General features: G+C 71.8%; 23 protein-coding genes. All 23 read left to right on the top strand.

Annotation, left to right across the window (positions count from 1 at the left end; translation table 11 throughout):
- Positions 1-267 precede the first annotated feature (267 nt).
- Positions 268-618, top strand: a complete 351-nt coding sequence (locus GGQ55_RS13230; protein ID WP_246323807.1) for a flagellar basal body rod protein FlgB — start codon at positions 268-270, stop codon at positions 616-618.
- A 1-nt stretch (position 619) separates the two neighbouring features.
- Entirely contained in the window at positions 620-1,024 is a 405-nt protein-coding gene (locus GGQ55_RS13225; protein ID WP_179717384.1) for a flagellar basal body rod protein FlgC, read from the top strand.
- 2 nt (positions 1,025-1,026) lie between these two features.
- Complete coding sequence (fliE, locus tag GGQ55_RS13220) at positions 1,027-1,344, top strand: flagellar hook-basal body complex protein FliE (protein WP_179717382.1); 318 nt, start codon at positions 1,027-1,029, stop codon at positions 1,342-1,344.
- Positions 1,344-2,936: a flagellar basal-body MS-ring/collar protein FliF gene (gene fliF, locus GGQ55_RS13215; protein ID WP_179717380.1), complete on the top strand. Its 1,593-nt coding sequence runs from the start codon at positions 1,344-1,346 to the stop codon at positions 2,934-2,936. Before fliE ends, fliF begins: the two co-directional genes overlap by 1 nt.
- A complete protein-coding gene (gene fliG, locus GGQ55_RS13210; protein ID WP_179717378.1) occupies positions 2,933-4,024 on the top strand; it encodes a flagellar motor switch protein FliG in 1,092 nt (363 codons plus the stop codon). Before fliF ends, fliG begins: the two co-directional genes overlap by 4 nt.
- Complete coding sequence (locus GGQ55_RS13205) at positions 4,008-4,796, top strand: FliH/SctL family protein (RefSeq protein ID WP_179717376.1); 789 nt, start codon at positions 4,008-4,010, stop codon at positions 4,794-4,796. Before fliG ends, GGQ55_RS13205 begins: the two co-directional genes overlap by 17 nt.
- Positions 4,793-6,112: a FliI/YscN family ATPase gene (locus GGQ55_RS13200; protein ID WP_179717374.1), complete on the top strand. Its 1,320-nt coding sequence runs from the start codon at positions 4,793-4,795 to the stop codon at positions 6,110-6,112. The genes GGQ55_RS13205 and GGQ55_RS13200 overlap by 4 nt, the downstream gene beginning before the upstream one ends.
- Positions 6,112-6,576, top strand: coding sequence for a flagellar FliJ family protein (locus GGQ55_RS13195; protein ID WP_179717373.1), 465 nt, complete (start codon positions 6,112-6,114; stop codon positions 6,574-6,576). The genes GGQ55_RS13200 and GGQ55_RS13195 overlap by 1 nt, the downstream gene beginning before the upstream one ends.
- A complete protein-coding gene (locus GGQ55_RS28410) occupies positions 6,564-7,508 on the top strand; it encodes a transglycosylase SLT domain-containing protein (RefSeq protein ID WP_179717370.1) in 945 nt (314 codons plus the stop codon). The genes GGQ55_RS13195 and GGQ55_RS28410 overlap by 13 nt, the downstream gene beginning before the upstream one ends.
- The gene (locus GGQ55_RS13185) at positions 7,505-8,998 is read left to right on the top strand and encodes a flagellar hook-length control protein FliK (RefSeq protein WP_179717368.1); all 1,494 of its coding nucleotides are present in this window, start codon (positions 7,505-7,507) and stop codon (positions 8,996-8,998) included. The genes GGQ55_RS28410 and GGQ55_RS13185 overlap by 4 nt, the downstream gene beginning before the upstream one ends.
- A gap of 14 nt (positions 8,999-9,012) precedes the next feature.
- Positions 9,013-9,426: a flagellar hook assembly protein FlgD gene (locus GGQ55_RS13180; RefSeq protein ID WP_179717366.1), complete on the top strand. Its 414-nt coding sequence runs from the start codon at positions 9,013-9,015 to the stop codon at positions 9,424-9,426.
- 54 nt (positions 9,427-9,480) lie between these two features.
- Positions 9,481-10,770, top strand: coding sequence for a flagellar hook protein FlgE (locus GGQ55_RS13175; protein ID WP_179717364.1), 1,290 nt, complete (start codon positions 9,481-9,483; stop codon positions 10,768-10,770).
- 331 nt (positions 10,771-11,101) lie between these two features.
- Positions 11,102-11,371 (top strand): flagellar FlbD family protein, encoded by a 270-nt coding sequence (locus GGQ55_RS13170; protein ID WP_366489238.1) that lies wholly within the window; start codon positions 11,102-11,104, stop codon positions 11,369-11,371.
- Positions 11,372-11,374: 3 nt separating this feature from the next.
- Positions 11,375-12,148 carry a flagellar motor protein gene (locus GGQ55_RS13165; RefSeq protein WP_179717360.1) on the top strand — a complete coding sequence of 258 codons (774 nt, stop codon included), beginning with the start codon at positions 11,375-11,377 and terminating at the stop codon, positions 12,146-12,148.
- 79 nt (positions 12,149-12,227) lie between these two features.
- On the top strand, positions 12,228-13,136 hold the full coding sequence (locus GGQ55_RS13160) for an OmpA/MotB family protein (RefSeq protein ID WP_179717358.1): 909 nt from the start codon (positions 12,228-12,230) through the stop codon (positions 13,134-13,136).
- Positions 13,137-13,145: 9 nt separating this feature from the next.
- Positions 13,146-13,595, top strand: a complete 450-nt coding sequence (locus GGQ55_RS13155) for a flagellar basal body-associated FliL family protein (RefSeq protein ID WP_179717356.1) — start codon at positions 13,146-13,148, stop codon at positions 13,593-13,595.
- Between the two features lie 162 nt (positions 13,596-13,757).
- The gene (locus GGQ55_RS13150; protein ID WP_366489235.1) at positions 13,758-14,726 is read left to right on the top strand and encodes a flagellar motor switch protein FliM; all 969 of its coding nucleotides are present in this window, start codon (positions 13,758-13,760) and stop codon (positions 14,724-14,726) included.
- Complete coding sequence (fliN, locus tag GGQ55_RS13145) at positions 14,723-15,463, top strand: flagellar motor switch protein FliN (protein ID WP_179717352.1); 741 nt, start codon at positions 14,723-14,725, stop codon at positions 15,461-15,463. The genes GGQ55_RS13150 and fliN overlap by 4 nt, the downstream gene beginning before the upstream one ends.
- Position 15,464: 1 nt before the next feature.
- Positions 15,465-15,914: a FliO/MopB family protein gene (locus tag GGQ55_RS13140; RefSeq protein ID WP_179717350.1), complete on the top strand. Its 450-nt coding sequence runs from the start codon at positions 15,465-15,467 to the stop codon at positions 15,912-15,914.
- The gene (gene fliP / locus GGQ55_RS13135; protein ID WP_366489232.1) at positions 15,911-16,762 is read left to right on the top strand and encodes a flagellar type III secretion system pore protein FliP; all 852 of its coding nucleotides are present in this window, start codon (positions 15,911-15,913) and stop codon (positions 16,760-16,762) included. Before GGQ55_RS13140 ends, fliP begins: the two co-directional genes overlap by 4 nt.
- Positions 16,763-16,766: 4 nt before the next feature.
- Positions 16,767-17,042: a flagellar biosynthesis protein FliQ gene (gene fliQ, locus GGQ55_RS13130; RefSeq protein WP_179717348.1), complete on the top strand. Its 276-nt coding sequence runs from the start codon at positions 16,767-16,769 to the stop codon at positions 17,040-17,042.
- Between the two features lie 4 nt (positions 17,043-17,046).
- The gene (fliR, locus tag GGQ55_RS13125; RefSeq protein ID WP_179717346.1) at positions 17,047-17,811 is read left to right on the top strand and encodes a flagellar biosynthetic protein FliR; all 765 of its coding nucleotides are present in this window, start codon (positions 17,047-17,049) and stop codon (positions 17,809-17,811) included.
- Between the two features lie 4 nt (positions 17,812-17,815).
- Positions 17,816-18,964, top strand: coding sequence for an EscU/YscU/HrcU family type III secretion system export apparatus switch protein (locus GGQ55_RS13120; RefSeq protein WP_179717345.1), 1,149 nt, complete (start codon positions 17,816-17,818; stop codon positions 18,962-18,964).
- Positions 18,965-19,057: the final 93 nt, after the last annotated feature.

Below are 19,057 nucleotides of genomic sequence, written 5' to 3'. Positions count from 1 at the left end.
ACACCGGGCGTCGCTGCGTCACGGCACGGTCACGGTCGCGAGTCACACCCGCACCGCGCACCCCGGCAGTCGAATCCCCCCTCTCGCGTGCCGCCCACCTGGTCACTTGCGACCGGCGGGGTGCCGATGAGGGATGAGCACGGAGTGCAACGTCTCGCCACGGATCGGCGGACCCTCCGCACGCGCGTCTCGCGCGTGCGATGCCGCGTATCCGGAGGTCTCTTTGATGTGGGCTGCGTCCTGCACCGCTGAGCGACGGCGGGTTCCATGCTGATCGAGGACCGCACCATGACGGCGCTGCACAGCGCCCTCACGGGGTTGGCCGAGCGCCAGCGGGTGACCGCCGACAACATCGCCAACATCAACACACCGGGCTTCCTGGCCGGCCGCACCGACTTCGAGTCCGCCCTCAAGGCCGAGATCAGCGGCGGCGAGACGCCGACGATCTCCGGCGGCACCGTCGCCCGCTCGCTGGAGCCGACGAACACGAACGGCAACAACGTCAACCTGGACAGCGAGACGGTCATCGCCACCGAGACCGGGCTGCGCTACCAGCTGGCGCTCAACGCCCTCGACGGCAAGTACTCGCTCCTGCGCAACGCGCTGAAGACGACCTGACATGGCTCTCTTCGGTGCGATGAGCATCGCGGGCTCCGGCATGCTGGCGCACCGCAAGTGGCTCGACGCCGTCTCCGACAACATCTCCAACATCAACACGGCCTCGCGCACCAGCGAGGACGCGTTCAAGGAGCGGATGGTGTCGGTCCAGGCCGTGGACTACGGCCAGGGCGACGGCGGGGTCCAGGTGGCCGGGGTGTCCTTCGGCAGCGGCGAGGGCCGCGTGGTCTACGAGCCGGACAACCCGCTCGCCGACGAGAACGGCAACGTCAAGTACCCGGACATCGACCTCGGTGACCAGATGGCCGAGCTGATGATGGCGCAGCGTGGCTACCAGGCCAACGCCGCGGTCATCGACCGGGCCACCGACGCCTACAAGGCCGCGCTGAACCTCGGGAAGGGCTGACGATGACGTCACCCATCCCCGGCGTCTCGCTCGCCGGGTTCACCGGCGTGTCCGCGATCGGCGGTGCCACCAGCACGCCGGCCGCCTCGAGCACCAGCGGCAGCGACTTCGCCGGGATCCTGGCGAGCTCGCTCGACCAGCTGCAGTCCACGCAGTCCAAGGCCGACAACCTGGCCACCCAGGCCGCCACCGGCGACCTGCAGGACGTGCACGACTACATGATCGCCAGCAACGAGGCGTCCCTGGCCACCGAGATGGTGGTCGCGATCAAGAACCAGGCGGTTAGCGCCTTCAACGAGATCATGAGGATGCAAGTCTGATGCCTGCTGCGCTCGCCGGGCCGTTGGCGCGGATCCGGTCCGTGCTCTCGACGATCAGTCTGGGGCAGAAGGTCGTCATCGGCCTGCTCGCCGCCGGGCTGATCCTCGGCGGGTTCTTCTTCTACAACTGGATCACGGCGCCGACGCTGTCGCCGCTGTTCTCCAACCTGGCGTCCACCGACGCCTCGGCGATCGTCGACGAGCTGAACGCCGAGGGGGTCAGCTACACCCTCGCCGACGGCGGGTCGACGATCATGGTGCCCAACGACCAGGTGTACAACCTGCGGCTCACCATGAGCGGCAAGGGCCTGCCCGCCGGGCAGGACACCGGGTACTCCCTGCTCGACCAGCAGGGCATCACCACCAGCGAGTTCCAGCAGCAGGTGACCTACCAGCGCGCCGTCGAGGGCGAGCTGGCCAAGACCCTCGAGGCGATCAAGGGCGTCAACACCGCCGTCGTGCACATCGCGCTGCCCAAGGACCAGGTGTTCGTGCAGGACCAGGGCAAGCCGACGGCGTCGGTGCTGCTCGACCTCGCGGCGGGCACGAACCTCTCCGGCGAGCAGATCAGCGCGGTCACCAACCTGGTCAGCTCGAGCATCGAGGGCATGGACCCCAAGGACGTGACCGTCGCCGACTCCAACGGCCAGGTGCTCTCGGCGGCCGGGCAGGTCAGCGCCGCCGCCGGCGACCAGCGCTCGGCGCTGGAGACCGACTACGAGAACCGGCTCGCGGCCAACGCGCAGAAGATCCTCGACCAGGTCCTCGGCCCCAACCACGCCGTCGTCTCGGTGCGGGCCGACCTCGACCTGTCCCAGCGGCAGTCGACGTCGGAGACCTACAGCTACAACCAGGGGACCCCGCCGATCTCCTCCAGCCAGAGCTCCGAGACCTACAGCGGCACCGGCGGCGCCGTCGGCGGCGTGCTCGGCCCGGAGAACACCGGCACGACCGGCGGCTCGGGGAACTCGTCGTACAACAAGTCCGACACCACCGACAACAACGCGGTGGACAAGACGACGACGACCACCCAGGACGCGCCGGGCACGATCAAGCGGATGACCGTCTCGGTCGTCATGGACGGCACCGTCGCCGGCAACCTCAACCAGCAGCAGGTGCAGAGCCTCATCGGCAACGCCGTCGGCCTGGACACCTCGCGCGGGGACGCGATCACCGTGGCCGCGATGCCGTTCGACACGACCGCCGCCCAGCAGGCCCAGGCCGAGGTCCAGGCGGCGAAGAAGGCCGAGCAGCAGGCGCAGATGTGGTCGCTGGTGAAGACCGGCGGCATCGCGCTGGGCATCCTGCTGGTGATCCTCATCGTCTGGCTGCGCTCGCGCCGCCGCGGCGAGGTCGAGGAGGAGTACGAGCCGCTCGAGCTCTCCGACGACATGCTGGCCGAGCTGGAGCGCCTGCGGGTCTCCAGCACCCGTGACGAGCCGATCGTCGACACCGCCGCCCTCGAGCTGGAGGCGGCCGAGCGCCAGCGGGTCCGCAGCGAGATCTCGACGATGGTGGCCGAGAAGCCCGACGAGGTCGCGGCGATGCTGCGCGGCTGGCTGAGCGAGTCCAAGTCAGGAGCGTCGGCGTGAGCATCTCGTCCGTGGAGCAGCTCGTCGGCCTCGCCGGCGGGAGCGCCAACCTGCCCGCCACCACGACCCCGTCCGCGCCGGCCCGGCCGGAGCTCCCGGGGCTGCGGAAGGCCGCGGTCTTCCTCGCCCAGATGTCCAAGGAGGAGGCCGGCATCCTGCTCGCCAAGCTGCGCCCGCGCGAGGTCGAGTCGCTCACCCGCGAGCTCATGCGGCTCAACACGGTGGAGCCCGAGGACGTCGACGGCGTCCTCAACGAGTTCCACCAGATGATGACCGCCCAGCGGTTCGTCGGCCGCGGCGGCGTCGACTTCGCGCGCGAGATCCTGGCGGCCGGCCTCGGTGAGGACAAGGCCGACGGCATCCTGTCGCGGCTCAACGTCGTCTACACCGAGGTGCCGTTCGCCTCGCTGCGCAACGCCGACGTCCGGCAGCTGGTCACCTTCCTCAAGGACGAGCACCCGCAGGTCATCGCCCTGGTGCTGGCCCACCTGACCGCCGCGCAGTCGGCCGAGGTGCTCTCCGGGTTCAACCCGGAGCAGCAGGCCGAGGTCGCGCACCGGATCGCGATGATGGACCGCACCTCGCCGGAGATGGTGCGGCTGGTCGAGGAGGAGCTGCAGCGCCGCATGGGCTCGCTGCTGGCCCACCAGGACATGACGACGGTCGGCGGCGTCGAGACGCTGGTCGAGATCATCAACCGCTCCCCGCGGCCCACGGAGCGCTCGATCCTCGAGTGGCTGGACAACACCGACCCGGAGCTGGCCGAGCAGGTCCGCTCGCAGATGTTCGTCTTCGAGGACATCGTCAGCATCGACGACCGCTCCCTGCAGCTGGTGCTGCGCGAGGTCGAGGCCAACGACCTGGCCACCGCCCTCAAGGGCGTGCGCCCCGACGTCCGCGACAAGGTCACCCGCAACCTCTCCGAGCGCGCCGCCGAGAACCTCGCCGAGGAGATCGACCTGCTCGGCCCGGTCCGGACCCGCACGGTCGAGGAGGCCCAGGCCAAGGTCGTCGGCATCATCCGCACGATGGAGGAGCAGGGCGTCCTCACTCTCACGCGGGGCGGTGAGGATGACTTCGTCTCCTGACACCCGCGCTCCCCGCGAGGGCGCCCTGCTGCGGGGCGCCCTCGCGGCACGGGCGGTCTCCTACCGGGACGCCCTCGACCCGGTCCCGACCCCGTCGCCGGTCGACCGGCGGGCGACGATCCGCCGGGCCGCCGACCAGCCGGTGCCGCCGGCCGAGCTGCCGTCGGACGCCGCCGTCTCCAACCGGCCATCGTTCCGCCTCGGCGACGTGTACGCCGAGGAGCTCGACCGGCTGCGCGAGCAGGCGCACGCGGAGGGCTTCGCGGCCGGGCACGCCGAGGGGATGACCGCCGCCGAGTCGGTCGTGGCCGAGACCGAGCGGGCCGCCGCCGAGCGGCTGGCCGAGGTGCAGGCCCGCTGGGAGCGGCGCCTGGTGTCGGCGACCGCCGCGCTGGGTGCCGCGGCCGACCGGCTCGACGAGGCCGCGCTGCCGATCGCCGAGGACATCCGCGACTCGATCCTGACCGCGGTCGTGACGCTGGTCGAGGACCTGCTGGGGCGTGAGCTCGCGCTCGCCGAGTCCCCCGGGCTCGACGCGCTGCGCCGCGCGCTGACCTTCGTGCCCACGGAGACGCCCGCCGTCGTCCGGCTGCACCCCGACGACCTCGCCGAGGTGCCGGCCGAGGCGCTCGCCGCGCTGCCCGCCACGATCAGCGTCGTCGCCGACGCCGCGATCGAGCGGGCCGGCGCGGTCGCCGAGTGCGGCCCGCAGCGCATCGACGCCCAGCTCGGCGCCGCCCTCGAGCGGGTGCAGGCGGTGCTGGCGGTATGACCCTCGAGCTGGTTCTCCCCCGCGCCCGGGCCGCCGCCCTCCCCCAGGTCACCGGTCAGGTCGTCGGCGCGATGGGCCTCACGCTGGCCGTCGACGGCGTGGTCGCGGCCGTCGGCGACCTCGTCGAGGTCAACCCGGCGACCCCGCGCGCGCTGCTCGCCGAGGTGGTGGCGGTGGGCCGGGACAAGCTCACCTGCATGCCGCTCGGCGACCTGTCGGGGGTGCACGCCGGCGCGCCGGTGCGCAACACCGGCCGGCCGCTGCAGGTGCCCGTGGGCCCGGGCCTGCTCGGCCGCGTGCTCGACGGGCTGGGCCGACCGGTCGACGGCGGTCGGCCGCTGTCGGCCGGCGTCTCGTGGGTCGACCTGTCCAGCGAGACCCCGCACGCGCTGTCCCGGACCCGCGTGGACCAGCCGCTCACCTTCGGCGTCCGGGCCCTCGACACCCTCGTGCCGTGCGGCAAGGGCCAGCGCCTGGGCATCTTCGCCGGCTCCGGCGTCGGCAAGTCCACCCTGCTGTCCCAGATCACCCGGGGAACGAGCGCCGACGTCCGGGTCATCGGCCTGATCGGCGAGCGTGGCCGCGAGGTGCGCGAGTTCATCGAGGAGAACCTCGGCGAGGAGGGCCTGGCGCGCACCGTCGTCGTCGTCGCCACCTCCGACGAGCCCCCGCTGGTGCGGCTCAAGGCCGCCTTCGTCGCCACCCGCATCGCCGAGGCGTTCCGCGACCAGGGCCTCGACGTCCTGCTGCTCATGGACTCGATCACCCGCACCGCCATGGCCCAGCGCGAGGTCGGGCTCTCGGCGGGCGAACCGCCGGCCACCCGCGGCTACCCGCCCAGCGTCTTCGCGATGATGCCCAAGCTGCTGGAGAAGGCGGGTACCGGCGCCACCGGCTCGATCACCGGGCTCTACACGGTGCTCGTCGAGGGCGACGACCACAACGAGCCGATCGCCGACACCGCCCGGTCCATCCTCGACGGGCACATCGTGCTGACCCGCAAGCTCGCGACCACCGGCCACTTCCCGGCCATCGACGTCCTGGAGTCGATCTCCCGGGTGGCCGGGGCGGTGGTGCCGCCGGAGAAGATGGCCGACGCCCGCGAGTGCCGCCGGCTCATGGGCGCGCTGCGCGACGTCAAGGAGCTCATCGAGATCGGCGCCTACCAGGCCGGCAGCGACCCGATGGTCGACCGCGCCCGCGAGCTGGCCCCGGCCATCGACGCGTTCCTGCAGCAGCCGGTCGGCGACGCCACGGCGCCCGAGGAGTCGTGGGCCTGGCTGCACCGCATCGTCACGTACGGGACGGCGGCCTGATGGGCAAGCGCGCCGCCTTCCGGCTGCAGCCGGTGCTCGAGCTGCGCCGCACCCAGGAGCGGGCCGCCGCGCAGGCCGCCGCGCAGGCGGCGAACGCCGCGGCCGAGGCCGACCGGCACGCCACCGAGCGGGAGACCGCGCTGGTCGGCGCCCACCCGCCGGTGTCGTCGACCGCGGGCGCCTTCCGCGCCTCGATGGCGCTGCTGCGGGTCGCGGCCGAGGACGCGGCCGCCCAGCGGTCGCTCGCCACCGCCTCGGCCGAGCAGGCCGAGCTGGTGCGCCAGCAGTGGACGGCGGCCGCCCAGCGCACCAAGGCGCTGGAACGGCTGAAGGATCGTCACGCCGAGGCGATCCGGTTGGCTGATCAGGCTGCCGAGGAGAGAGCCGTGGACGACCTCGTGACCGGCCGCGCCGGCCGCCCGCGCGCCGGGTCGGCGGCTGAGGAGATGCCGTGGACGGGGTGACCGCGGTCCAGTCCCGCATCGCCGAGATCCAGCAGCGGTTCATCCTCGGCACCAGGACGACGTCGAAGACCAACTGGGCGTCGGCCGCCGCGGCCGCCGGGCTCTCCGGTACCGACACCGACTACGCCACCGGGACGGCCGGGACGGCGTCCGAGCAGGGCGTGGTCACCGAGGCGTCCAAGTACCTCGGCGTGCCCTACCAGTGGGGCGGCACCGACCCGTCGAAGGGGCTGGACTGCTCCGGGCTCACGCAGCTGGTCTACAAGAACCTCGGCATCGACCTGCCGCGGACCGCCTCGCAGCAGGCCACCTCCGGCCAGGCGGTCGCCTCGCTGGCCGACGCACGGCCCGGTGACCTGGTCTTCTTCGACTACAGCTCGTCGCGGCCCGGCGTCGACCACGTCGGCATCTACGTCGGCGACGGCAAGATGATCGCCGCGCCGCAGGAGGGCGAGACGGTCAAGGTCCAGGACGTCGGCAACCCCACGGTGATCCGCCGCGTGCTGCCGACGACCGCCGCGGCGTCGGGCACCTCGTCGGGCAGCGCGCTCGCCGGTGTCCCCTACGCGAACCTGTTCACCAGCGCCGCGGCCCGCTACGGCGTCGACCCCTCCCTGCTGGCCGCGGTCGCCTCGCAGGAGTCCGGCTTCAACTCGCAGGCGGTGTCACCGGCCGGCGCCCAGGGGCTCATGCAGTTCATGCCGTCGACCGCCAAGGGCCTCGGGGTCAACGCCTTCGACCCGTCCTCGGCGATCGACGGGGCGGCCCGCTACCTGTCGAGCCTGACCCAGCAGTTCGGCTCGACCCCGCTGGCGCTGGCCGCCTACAACGCCGGGCCCGGCGCGGTCCGGCAGTACGGCGGCATCCCGCCCTACAGCGAGACGCAGAACTACGTCCGATCGGTGATGAGCAAGGCGGAGGCCTACCGATGAGCGCACCCGTAGCGCTGCCCGCGCTGCCCGCGACCCGCTCGACGCAGGGTTCCGCCGGCACCGGCTCCGACAGCGGCGCGTTCGCCTCGGCCCTGGACGGCGCGCTGTCCGGTGCCGGGCGCCCCGCGTCGGACAACGGCGTCGGCCGCGACGCCGCGCACGAGCGCGCCGAGCAGCGCCGCAGCGACCGTGCCGCCGACCGGGCGAACGACGCCCCGCACGAGCCGCACGGCCGCGTCCACGGACGTCGGGGTGCGGAGCGGTCGCGTCCCGAGCACGCCACCGACGAGGCCGACGAGACCCCGACGGACGACGCCGTCCCGGCCGATCCCTCGGCCCCGGCGGCGCAGCCCGCCACCACGTGGGCGCTGCTCATCCAGGGCGCGGCCCTGAGCGTCGCCACGCCCGCCGCACCGGGCACGACCGCTCCGGCGACCGGTGCCGCGCCGGTCGACGCGCTCGGCGCGATCGCCGGTGCCACGGCTCCGGCGGCGACCGGCACCGACCTTCCCGCCCTCCCGCTGCCGACGGCGCCGGCTGCCGACGGCACGCCGCTCCCGAGCCTGCTCCCCGGCCCCGATCCGGCGGCTCCCGGCGCGCCCACGCCGGCTGCTCCGGCCTCCGCCCCTGCCGGCCTGCCCGCGGCGCCTCCGGCCGGCGGTCCCACGACCCCGGTGGCGGAGGGCTTCACCGTCGTCCAGGCCCCCGCCGAAAGCCCTGCGCCGGCCCCGGCCGCGGCTCCGGCCACGGTGGTGGGTGCGACGGCACCGGACGCACCGGCCGCGGCGCCGGTCGGCGCGCAGACCCCGGCACCGGTGGCCGAGCCGGCTGCCGACGCGACCGCGACCGCCACGACCGCCGTCCCGGCCGCGTCGGGTGACGTGACGGCCGGGTCCGCCGGCAACGGCACCGACCAGGCGCCCTCCGACGGCGACGACGCACCGGCACCGGCTCCGACTGCGGTGACGGCGACCCCGCCGGCTCCCGTGGCCGCGCCGGTGGCCGCGACCGTTCCGGCCGCTCCGGCCGCGCCCGCCGCCCAGCCGCCGGTCGCCGCTCAGCTGAGCCAGCCGGTCGCCGTCCTGGCCAGCCGGCCCGACGGCGTGCACACGATGACCGTCGTCCTCACCCCCGAGAACCTGGGGCCGGTGCAGGTGCAGGTCACCATGAGCAACGGCAGCCTCGAGCTGAACCTGGCCGGCTCGCACGAGCACGGCCGCGAAGCACTGCTGCAGGCGCTGCCCGACCTGCGCCGCGACCTGCAGAGCGCCGGCCTGACGCTCAACCGGCTCGACGTCTCGCGCGACACCTCCGGGTCCTTCGCGACCCAGCAGCAGGCTGCCGGCCAGCAGTGGGGGCAGGGCTCGCAGCAGCGCGGCGAGGCCCGGTCGGCCCCGTGGCTGCGCGGCGCCCCCGACCCCGGTGAGGGCCGCCCGGTCCGCACCGTTCCCTCGTCGTCCGCGTCGCCCGGCGTGGACGTGCGCGTCTGAACCCGGAGACGACGATGACTGCACCTGTGGGCGGCTCGAACGCGGTCGCCACCAACACCGCCACGACCTCCGTGGACCGGCCCGACCAGATGGACAAGGACACGTTCCTCAAGCTGTTGGTCGCCCAGATGCGCTACCAGGACCCGAGCAATCCGACCGACCCGACGCAGTTCATGTCGCAGACGGCGGCGTTCAGCCAGGTGGAGAAGCTCGACCAGCTGGTCCAGCAGAACGCCTCGATCGTGGCCCTGCAGAAGACCATGAACGCCGGCGTGATCGTCGGTCACACCGTGACCTACACCGACGACAACGGCGCCGCGCAGACCGGTGCCGTGACCTCGGTCCTCCTCGGCGACGACACCACCCCGGCCACCGCGACCATCGGCGGGAAATCCGTCCCGCTGGGTCGCATCACCCAGGTCTCCTGACCTGCCCGTCCCGCCCTCCGCAAGCGAACCGACCCAGCGAGGAGACCTTCCCCCATGCTCCGCTCGATGTTCTCGGCCATCTCCGGCCTGCGCGCCCACCAGACGAAGATGGACGTCGTCGGCAACAACATCGCCAACGTCAACACCGTCGGCTACAAGAGCCAGACCACAGTCTTCGAGGACACCTTGTCGCAGCTGCTGCGCAACGGGTCGGCCCCGACGGCGGACACCGCGGGCACGAACCCCGCGCAGGTCGGCCTCGGCGTCAAGGTCGCCAGCGTCAGCACGAACTTCAGCCAGGGTTCGACCCAGAACACGGGCCGCTCGACCGACTTCATGATCAGCGGTGACGGCTTCTTCACGACGAAGTCGGGCAACGAGAACCTCTACACCCGGGCGGGGTCGTTCGACTTCGACGGCGTGGGCAACCTGGTCACCCCCGACGGCGCGATCCTGCAGGGCTGGACTGCCGACTCCACCGGCGCCATCAACACCAACGGCCCGGTGGGCAACCTGTCCATCCCCTACGGCCAGGTCATCAACCCGGAGGAGACGACGGCGGGCGCCATCACCGGCAACCTGTCGGCCGAGGCCGTCGCCACCGACGCACCCGTGCAGACGCAGGCCACCATGTACGACTCGCTGGGCAACGCCCACCAGGTCACCTACGTCTTCCAGAAGACGGCGACCGCCGGTGCCTGGAAGCTCAACGTGCTGGACGAGAACGGCAACACCCTGCTGCCGACCACAGGTGCCCCGCCCGTGCCCACCCTGGTGGACGTGACCTTCAACGCCTCCGGCGCCATGACGGCCCCGTCGATCGCCTCCTCGCCGGCCCCGGTCGACGGCAAGTTCACCTTCGACCCGACGTCGACGTTCGCCTCGTGGGCCGGCCCGGTGACCGTCGACCTGTCGGGGGTGACGCAGTACGGCGGCAAGAGCACCGCGACCACCACGACGCCCGCGGCCGGTGCCGGCTCCGCTCTCGGCACGCTGGAGTCCTTCTCGCTCGGCAGCGACGGCACGATCACCGGCACCTACTCCAACGGGCTGAAGAAGTCGCTCGGCCAGCTCGCGCTGGCCACGTTCTCCAACCCGAGCGGTCTGACCAAGGCCGGCAACAGCTCCTTCCGCGTGGGCAACAACTCCGGGAACCCGCTGGTCGGCATCGCCGGCACGGGTGGCCGCGGCACGCTGACCGCCGGCGCGCTGGAGATGTCGAACGTGGACCTCTCCGAGGAGTTCACCGGCCTGATCGTCGCCCAGCGCGGCTTCCAGGCGAACAGCAAGGTGATCACCACCTCCGACGAGATCCTCCAGACCCTGGTGAACATGAAGAACTGAGCAAGGACCCCTCTGCCCCCCACGCCTCGCTAGCTCGGCGCGGGTCCCTGCAGAGGGGCCGCTGCAACACGAAACACCCCTTCCCCCGGTGTCGACCCCCCTGTAGACGCCGGTTCCCTTCAGGCGCGGCACTCCCTCCGGCCGCGCGTGACCCGACGGCCCGGTCGCCCGAGCGGCGGCCGGGCCGTCGGCGTCCGTTACCACCCCACCCCCGAAGGGGTGAGCTCGCCGTTCGGCTCAAGCCAGAGCGTTGTCAAGCCGATACGGAGAGTGCCGTTCCATGCCCCGTCCGGGGCCAGATCCGACGACCAGAGGACCCACCGTGATCCGTGTGACGCGCCTGAACGGCGAGGGTTTCGCACTCAACCCCGACCTGATCGAGCGGGTCGAGGCTCACCCCGACACGGTGGCCTTCCTGGTCGACGGCACGAAGTACGTCGTCCGCGAGAGCGTCGACGACGTCCTGCACGAGATCCGCGAGTACCGGGCGAGCATCCTCGCCACCTCGTACGAGATGGACCGCGGTGAGTACCAGTCCCCCAAGGACACCGACGAGCACCCGGCCTCGGTCGTGCCCTTCCCCAGCCGAGAGGAGCGCTGATCCGTGGACCCGGCTTCCCTGATCGGCATCGTCCTCGCGCTGGTCGCCCTCCTCGCCACCATGATCATGGAGGGGAGCAGCCCGATGGCGATCATCCTGCTGCCCCCGCTGATCCTGGTGTTCGGCGGCACGTTCGGCGCGGCGATCGCCGGCTCGGCCATGGCCGACGTCAAGAAGATCGGTGGCTGGTTCAAGCAGGCCCTGCTGCCGCCCCAGGTCCCGCCGATCTCCGACCGCATCCAGACCCTGGTCAGCCTCGCCGAGAAGGCCCGCAAGGAGGGCCTGCTCGCGCTGGAGGCCCAGGTCAAGGAGATCGACGACCCCTTCCTCAAGCGCGGCCTGCAGATGGGCATCGACGGCACCGACCCCGAGGAGCTGCGCTCCGTCCTCGAGGGTGAGATCTCGGCCAAGAAGGCCGAGGACAAGGTCGCCGCCAAGTTCTTCACCGCCATGGGCGGTTACGCCCCCACCGTCGGCATCATCGGCACCGTCGTCGGCCTCATCCACGTGCTGGAGAACCTCTCCGACCCCGGGTCGCTGGGCCCGCTGATCGCCGGCGCGTTCGTGGCGACCCTCTGGGGTGTGCTCTCGGCCAACATCTTCTGGCTGCCCATGGGCGCCAAGATCACGCGCATCAGCGAGCTGCAGGCCGCCCAGATGGAGCTGCTCGTCGAGGGCATCACCGAGATCCAGGCCGGCACCAGCCCGCGCGCGGTCCGCCTCAAGCTGACCTCCCTCGTCCCGCCGAGCGAGGTCAAGCAGCAGGAGGCGGCGTGAGTGCCGCGAGAGCGACGCGTGAGCGAGCATCGCAGGGAGCGCCAGCGACCGAGGAGCGGAACGAACGCGGAGCCGAGCAATGAGCTCGGCCGGCCACGGCCGGCGGAAGGCCAAGAAGCACGAGGAAGAGGAGCACGAGAACCACGAGCGGTGGCTGGTGTCCTACGCGGACATGGTCACCCTGCTCATGTGCCTGTTCATCGTGCTCTTCGCGATGAGCCAGATCGACAAGCAGAAGTTCGCCGCGCTGGCCAGCGGCCTGTCGGCCAGCTTCGGCGCCCCGGTCAGCGCGATGGACACCAACGCCACCGGGTCGCAGGCCTCGGTGCTCGACGGCCTGCCGAACCCGGTCGACATCGCCGCCGGCGTCGGGCAGACCAAGACCTCGCAGGGCCTGTCCCAGCAGCAGATCGACGACGCCGCCGCGCAGGCCGCGCTGCAGCGCTCGCAGGCCATCCAGGCCGAGGCGAAGACCGCCTACGACCAGCTCGCCGCCGTCCGTGACCAGATCGACGCCGCGCTGACCGCCGCCGGCTACCCCGGCGCGGCCAAGTACGAGATCGACGAGCGCGGCCTGGTCGTGCACGTCGTCTCCGACGGCGTCCTCTACGACGCCGAGTCCGCGTCGCTGCGGGCCGACGGCGTCCGCGTGCTCAACGCGATCGCCCCGGAGCTGAAGGCGGTGCCCAACCAGATCCGGATCGAGGGCCACACGAACTCGATCCCGGTGACGCCGGGCGGCCCGTACCCGTCCAACTGGGAGCTGTCGACCGACCGGGCGACCACCGTCGTCCGCTACCTGATCACGCAGGGCATGCCGGCCGGGAAGCTGTCGGCCACCGGCTACGCCGACACCCAGCCGCTGATCCCCAACTCCGACCCGAGCGCCGTCACCGTCAACCGGCGCGTCGACATCGTCGTCCTGTCCAACGCCTCCGCCGAGGCCAACGCCCAGCTCGCGGGGCTCGACGCCGCGAACGGCAACTAGGAGAAGACCATGGCCGAGAAGACCAAGCCCGAGGGCGAGGAGACCGAGGCGAAGGGTGGCAAGAAGAAGCTGCTCGTGATCGTCGCGGTGCTGCTCGTCGCCGTCGGCGCCGGTGCGTACTTCTTCCTGTTCTCCGGTTCGGGCGATGCGAAGGCCGCCGCACCGGAGAAGGGCGCCGTGGAGGTGCTCGACCCGATCGCGGTCAACCTGGCCGGCGGCGGCTACCTCAAGATCGGCATCGCGCTGCAGCTGACCGCCGACGCGGGTGAGGAGAAGCCCGACGGCTCCGAGGCGCTCGACATCGTCATCGCCAGCTACTCGCAGGCGAACCCGTCCGACGTGATCACCGCCCGGGACGCCCTCAAGGAGGCGCTCGAGAAGAAGATCGTCGACGCCTACAAGGAGGACGGCAAGGAGATCGTCATGGGCATCTACCTGACGCAGTACGTCACCCAGTAACGACCCATCCGCTCCACCACCCTCGCGAAGTGCCAGTTCCGGACGCCGGGACTGGCACTTCGCGCATGTGCTCGCACCACTGGTCACACGCCTCCCGCGCTCGCACGGCAACTCCCCACAGAACGGTCAGGGTGACCGGGACGTCCGCCGATGAGGTTCGACGTGACCCGACCCGACCCTGGAGCCGCGCCCGCCGGCGGCCCCTTGTCGCAGGCGCTGGGGTCACGCGCCCGCCGCAGCGAGCCGCGCACCTACGACTTCCGCCGCCCGACCAAGCTCTCCCGTGACCACGTCCGGGTGCTGCAGATCGCGCAGGAGGCCTTCGCGCGCCAGGCGACGACGCACCTGACCTCCATGCTCCGGACCGGAGCGCGCCTCGAGCTCGCCGGCATCGAGCAGTTCTCCTACGACGACTACGTCGCGACGCTGCCCGAGCCGATCTTCATCGCGACGTTCACCATCGAACCGCTGGCCGGCAAGGGGATGCTCGCCTACCCGCTGGACATGGCGATGGCCACCGTCGACCACATGCTGGGCGGCTCCGGCTCGGCCGAGCAGCCCCACCGGCCGATGACCGGCATGGAGAGCGCGATCCACGGTCACCTGCTGGAGCGGCTGCTCGACGAGTTCGCGACCACGTTCGCGCACATCACGACGGTCCAGCCGGAGATCGACAGCATCGAGTACAACCCGCAGCTGGCGCAGGCGGCGGCCGGCTCGGACACCGTCATGGTCGCCTCCTTCTCGATGGCCATCGGGCAGCGCGAGGGCCAGGCCACGCTGGTGCTGCCGTTCTCCTCCTTCGCGCAGGCGCTGAACAACGCCGCCTCGCCGCAGCTGTCGGAGTCGGCGCTGCGCAAGCGCAAGCGGGCCGCCGAGGCGCTGGCCGCGCGCCTGAACCTCGTGCCGGTCGACGTCAGCGTCCGCTTCGCCCCGCTGTCGGTCTCCTCCGAGGACCTGCTCTCGCTCGCCGTCGGTGACGTCCTGCTGCTGCGCCACCCGCGCGACAGCCCCCTGGAGGTCACGACGAACGACGTCACCTTCGCCTACGCGATCGCCAGCAACCACCGCCGCCGGCTGGCCGCCGCGATCGTTCCCACCCCCGCAGCAGCCGTGAAGGACACCGCATGAGCGCGCCACGCACCGCCGAGCACTCCGACTCCGAGACCGTCACCGCGGTGGTCTCGGCGGCCGCGCGTGCCGCCGCCTCGCTCGTGCCCGCCACGACCGAGCTCGTGCCCGGCGCGGCGGTCAGCGACCCCGACACCGTCCCGCTGCCCCCGGGCGCGGCGTCCGCGATCGCCGCGAGCCTGTCCGGCGAGGTCACCGGCGACGTCGTCCTGGTCGTCTCCGCCGAGGTCGTCGAGGCCCTGGCCAACTCCCCCGTCGGCAAGATGGACGTCGCCGCCGCGCTGCGGCCCGCCCTCGAGGCGGCCGCCGGCACGCTGGGCCGGGTCCGCGTCGCCTCCGAGCGGGTGGAGGAGCCGGTCGCCGCCCTCGACGGGCTGCGCGACAAGGGCATGTTCGTCGCCGTCCCGCTGCTGGCCGACGGCGAGCACCAGGCCACCTTCGCGCTGCAGGTCAACCTGCCCCGCCCGTCCGCCGGTGGCGGTCAGCGCGGCAGCCTCGACCTGCTGCGGCACGTGGCCATGGAGGTCACCGTCGAGATCGGTCGCACCCGCATGACCGTGCAGGAACTCCTCTCGCTGCACCCCGGCGAGGTCGTGGAGCTGGACCGGGCCGCGAGCGCCCCGGCCGATCTGCTGGTCAACGGCACGCTGATCGCCCGCGGGGAGGTCGTCGTCGTCGACGAGGACTTCGGCCTGCGGATCAGCGAGATCGTGACCGATGCGGCGGAGGCCCTCTGACATGACGTGGATGGTCATCCGCCTGGTCCTCTCGCTGGCGTTCGTCGGCGGCGTGCTGTGGTTCGCCGCACGCCTGGCCAAGAAGCGCGGCCTGGGCGGCAACGGCAACGGGCTCATCGAGGTCGTCGCGCGCCAGCGCATGGGTCGCGCCAGCACCGTCAACGTGGTGCGCATCGGTGACGTCTGCCTGGTCGTCGGCGCCACCGAGGAGCAGGTGACCCTGCTCGCCGAGGTCGACCCGGAGACCGTCGAGGCCGCCGTGCGCACCAAGCAGGCGCCACGTGCGCTGACGCCGGTGCACGAGGACGACGACGCCGGCTACGAGCCCGTCCCCCGCCCGCGGGTCACCGCCCGGACGTCGTCCGGCGCGCTGAACGGCTCGGTGTTCGACAAGAAGGGCTGGGGCTCGTTCATGACCGAGCTCCGCGAGAAGACGGTCCGGCGATCGTGAGCTCCACCGCAACGCTGACGGCGTCCCGGCGGCCGATCTTCACCTGGCGCCGGATGGCGCTGGTCGTGCTCGTCACGCTGGCCGCCTGCGTGGTCGTGCTGCTCGTCGCCGGGCCGGCCCACGCGGCCCCGACCTCCCCCACCGCGCCGACCGCCCCGGTCGCACCGACCGCCCCGGCCGGCGACGGCGGGGTGAGCGTCTCGGTCGGCGGAGGCAGCCCGAGCACCTCGATCACCCTGATCCTCGCGATCACCGTGCTGTCGGTGGCGCCGTCCGTGCTGCTGCTGTGCACCTCGTTCACCAAGATCGTCGTGGTGCTGTCGCTGGTCCGCAACGCGCTGGGCCTGCAGCAGTCGCCGCCGAACCAGGTGATGACCGGGATCGCCCTGTTCCTCACGCTGTTCGTGATGGGCCCGGTGTTCTCCGACATCAACGACGTCGCGGTGCAGCCCTACCTCAACGGCCAGATGACCGTCTCGCAGGCCTACGACGCCGGCGTCGTCCCGCTCAAGGGCTTCCTGCTCGAGAACACGCGCCAGGACGAGCTCAAGCTGATGATCAACCTGTCCGGGGAGGACGCGCCCAAGGACAAGAACGACGTCAGCATGACCACGCTGATCCCGGCCTTCGTCCTGTCGGAGCTCAAGAGCGCGTTCATCATCGGGCTGGTCGTGTTCATCCCCTTCCTGGTGCTGGACATGCTGGTCAGCGCGGCACTGATGGCGATGGGCATGATGATGGTCCCGCCGGCGATCGTGTCGCTGCCGTTCAAGCTGCTGCTCTTCGTCGTCGTCGACGGATGGGCGCTGATCACCACCGCACTGGTCCACTCGTACGGGGCGGGGTAGCGCCGTGACCGACACGCAGGTGACCGAGCTCGCGCTGCAGACGATGATGCTGGCCGCCAAGGTGGCCGCGCCGGTCCTGCTGACCGCGCTGCTCGTCGGCTTCCTGATCTCGCTGTTCCAGGCGGCGACCCAGATCCAGGAGCAGACGCTCTCGTTCGTCCCGAAGATGATCGCCGTCGCGATCGCGCTGCTCGTGTCGGGCAACTGGGTGCTCTCCGAGCTGGTGAGCTTCACCCAGTCGCTGTTCGACATGCTGCCGACGCTGCTCGGCCGGACGTAGGCCCGTGGACCTCTCGGTCCCCGCGGTCACCCTGGCCGGACTGCTGCTGGCCACCTGCCGGGCCGCGGGCTTCGTGATGCTCGCGCCGCCCTTCAACTCCCGCGGCATCCCCGCACCGGTGAAGGGCGCGCTGGCGCTCGCCCTCTCCGTGGCGCTGCTGCACAAGGTCACGGCGAACATGCCCGAGCCGACGCCGGGCTTCCTGCTCGTCGGCGTCGTCACCGAGGTGGCGATCGGAGCCGGGCTCGGCTTCATCGTCCAGGTGCTGTTCACCGCGGTGCAGATGGCCGGCGACCTCATCGACCTCACCGGCGGGTTCTCGCTGCAGCCGGCGTACGACCCGATGGCCATGACCGTGACCAGCAACGTCGGGCGGTTGCACTACACGCTGGCCAGCACGCTGCTGTTCACCAGCGGCGGGCACATGATGCTGGTCCGCGGGTTCGCCACGTCGTACGAGGGGCTGCCGGTCGGCGGCACCGTGCCGACCGACCAGCTGGGCCACGTGCTGCTCACCGCGCTGTCGATGATGTTCCTGGCGGCCCTGCAGATCGCCGGTCCGCTGGTCGCCGTCCTGCTGCTGGCCGACGTGGCACTGGCCCTGCTGTCCAAGGCGGCACCCGCGCTCAACATCTTCCAGCTCGGCTTCCCGGTGAAGATCATGATCACCCTGAGCCTGCTGGGGCTGACCTTCCCGCTGCTGCCGCCGGCGCTCGACACCCTGATCGAGCACGCCACCCGCGCCATCGTCTCGCTGAAGGGCGGGTAGCCCGATGGCGAAGGACGGTCCGGGTGGTGAGAAGACAGAGAAACCGACTCCCCAGCGCCTGAAGAAGGCGCGCAAGGAAGGGCAGATCGCCCGCACCCCCGAACTGGGGACGTGGATCGGTGTGGCCGTGGCGAGCGTGATGCTGCCCATGCTGGTGAGCAAGTCGTTCACCACCGTGCAGCAGCTGTTCGTGAAGGTCGGCGCGGTCGCCAAGCACCCGGAGACCTCGGCCATCTCCGACCTCCTGGGGGAGGCGCTGTCCGGCTTCCTCACCACGGTGCTGCCCACCGCGCTGGCCCTGATGCTGGCCGGCGTCGCGGCGACGGCGGCCCAGGGCGGGGTGTCGGTCTCGGGCAAGGCGATCAAGCCGAGCCTGAAGAAGCTGAACCCGTTCAAGGGCATCAAGCGGATGTTCGGCACCCAGGGTCTGTGGGAGGCGGTCAAGGCCCTGATCAAGACGGCGGCGCTGGCCTCCGTCGTCCTGGTGACGGTCGGCAAGGCCAAGGCGCTGGTGTCCTCCGCCGGTGCGCTGCCGCTGTCGTCGGTCACCGGCACCTTCGCCGACTGCGCCGTCCTGCTCATGCGGACGATCGCCATCACCGGCCTGGTCATCGCGATCGCCGACTACGTGATCGTCCGGACGCGCACGATGAAGCAGCTCAAGATGAGCAAGTACGAGATCCAGCAGGAGCACAAGCAGTCCGAGGGCGACCCGCACATGAAGGCCCACCGCAAGGGCCTGCAGATGGCGATGTCGCGCAACCGGATGATGACCGACGTCAAGGACGCCGACGTCCTGCTGGTCAACCCGACCCACGTCGCGGTGGCGCTGAAGTACGAGCCGGCGAAGGGCGCGCCGCGGGTGGTCGCCAAGGGCGCCGACGAGATCGCCGCCAAGCTGCGCGAGGTGGCCGCCGAGGCACGGGTGCCGCTCGTGCAGGACATCCCGCTGGCCCGGGCGCTGCACGCCTCCTGCGACATCGGCCAGGAGGTACCGGCGCAGCTGTTCACCGCCGTGGCCCGGGTGCTCGCCTTCGTCATGCACCTCACCGCACGCGGCGTGGTCGGCGGCTTCCACCGGCCCGGCTTCGAGGCGCCGGACACCGAGGGCCTGCCCAAGGCCGGACGACGCCGCTCACCCGTTACCGCTTGATCGGCCCCCTCCCGGGCACCGCCGCGAGCTTGCGAGCGGTGGGGAGGAGGGGGTCCTTGAGCTGGCGATAGGTATCACCGGGACGGCGGACTG

This window comes from Petropleomorpha daqingensis (assembly GCF_013408985.1).
Taxonomy (GTDB): domain Bacteria; phylum Actinomycetota; class Actinomycetes; order Mycobacteriales; family Geodermatophilaceae; genus Petropleomorpha; species Petropleomorpha daqingensis.
Note: the sequence above shows the minus strand (reverse complement) of the source record. Positions and strands in the feature narration are given on the sequence as shown.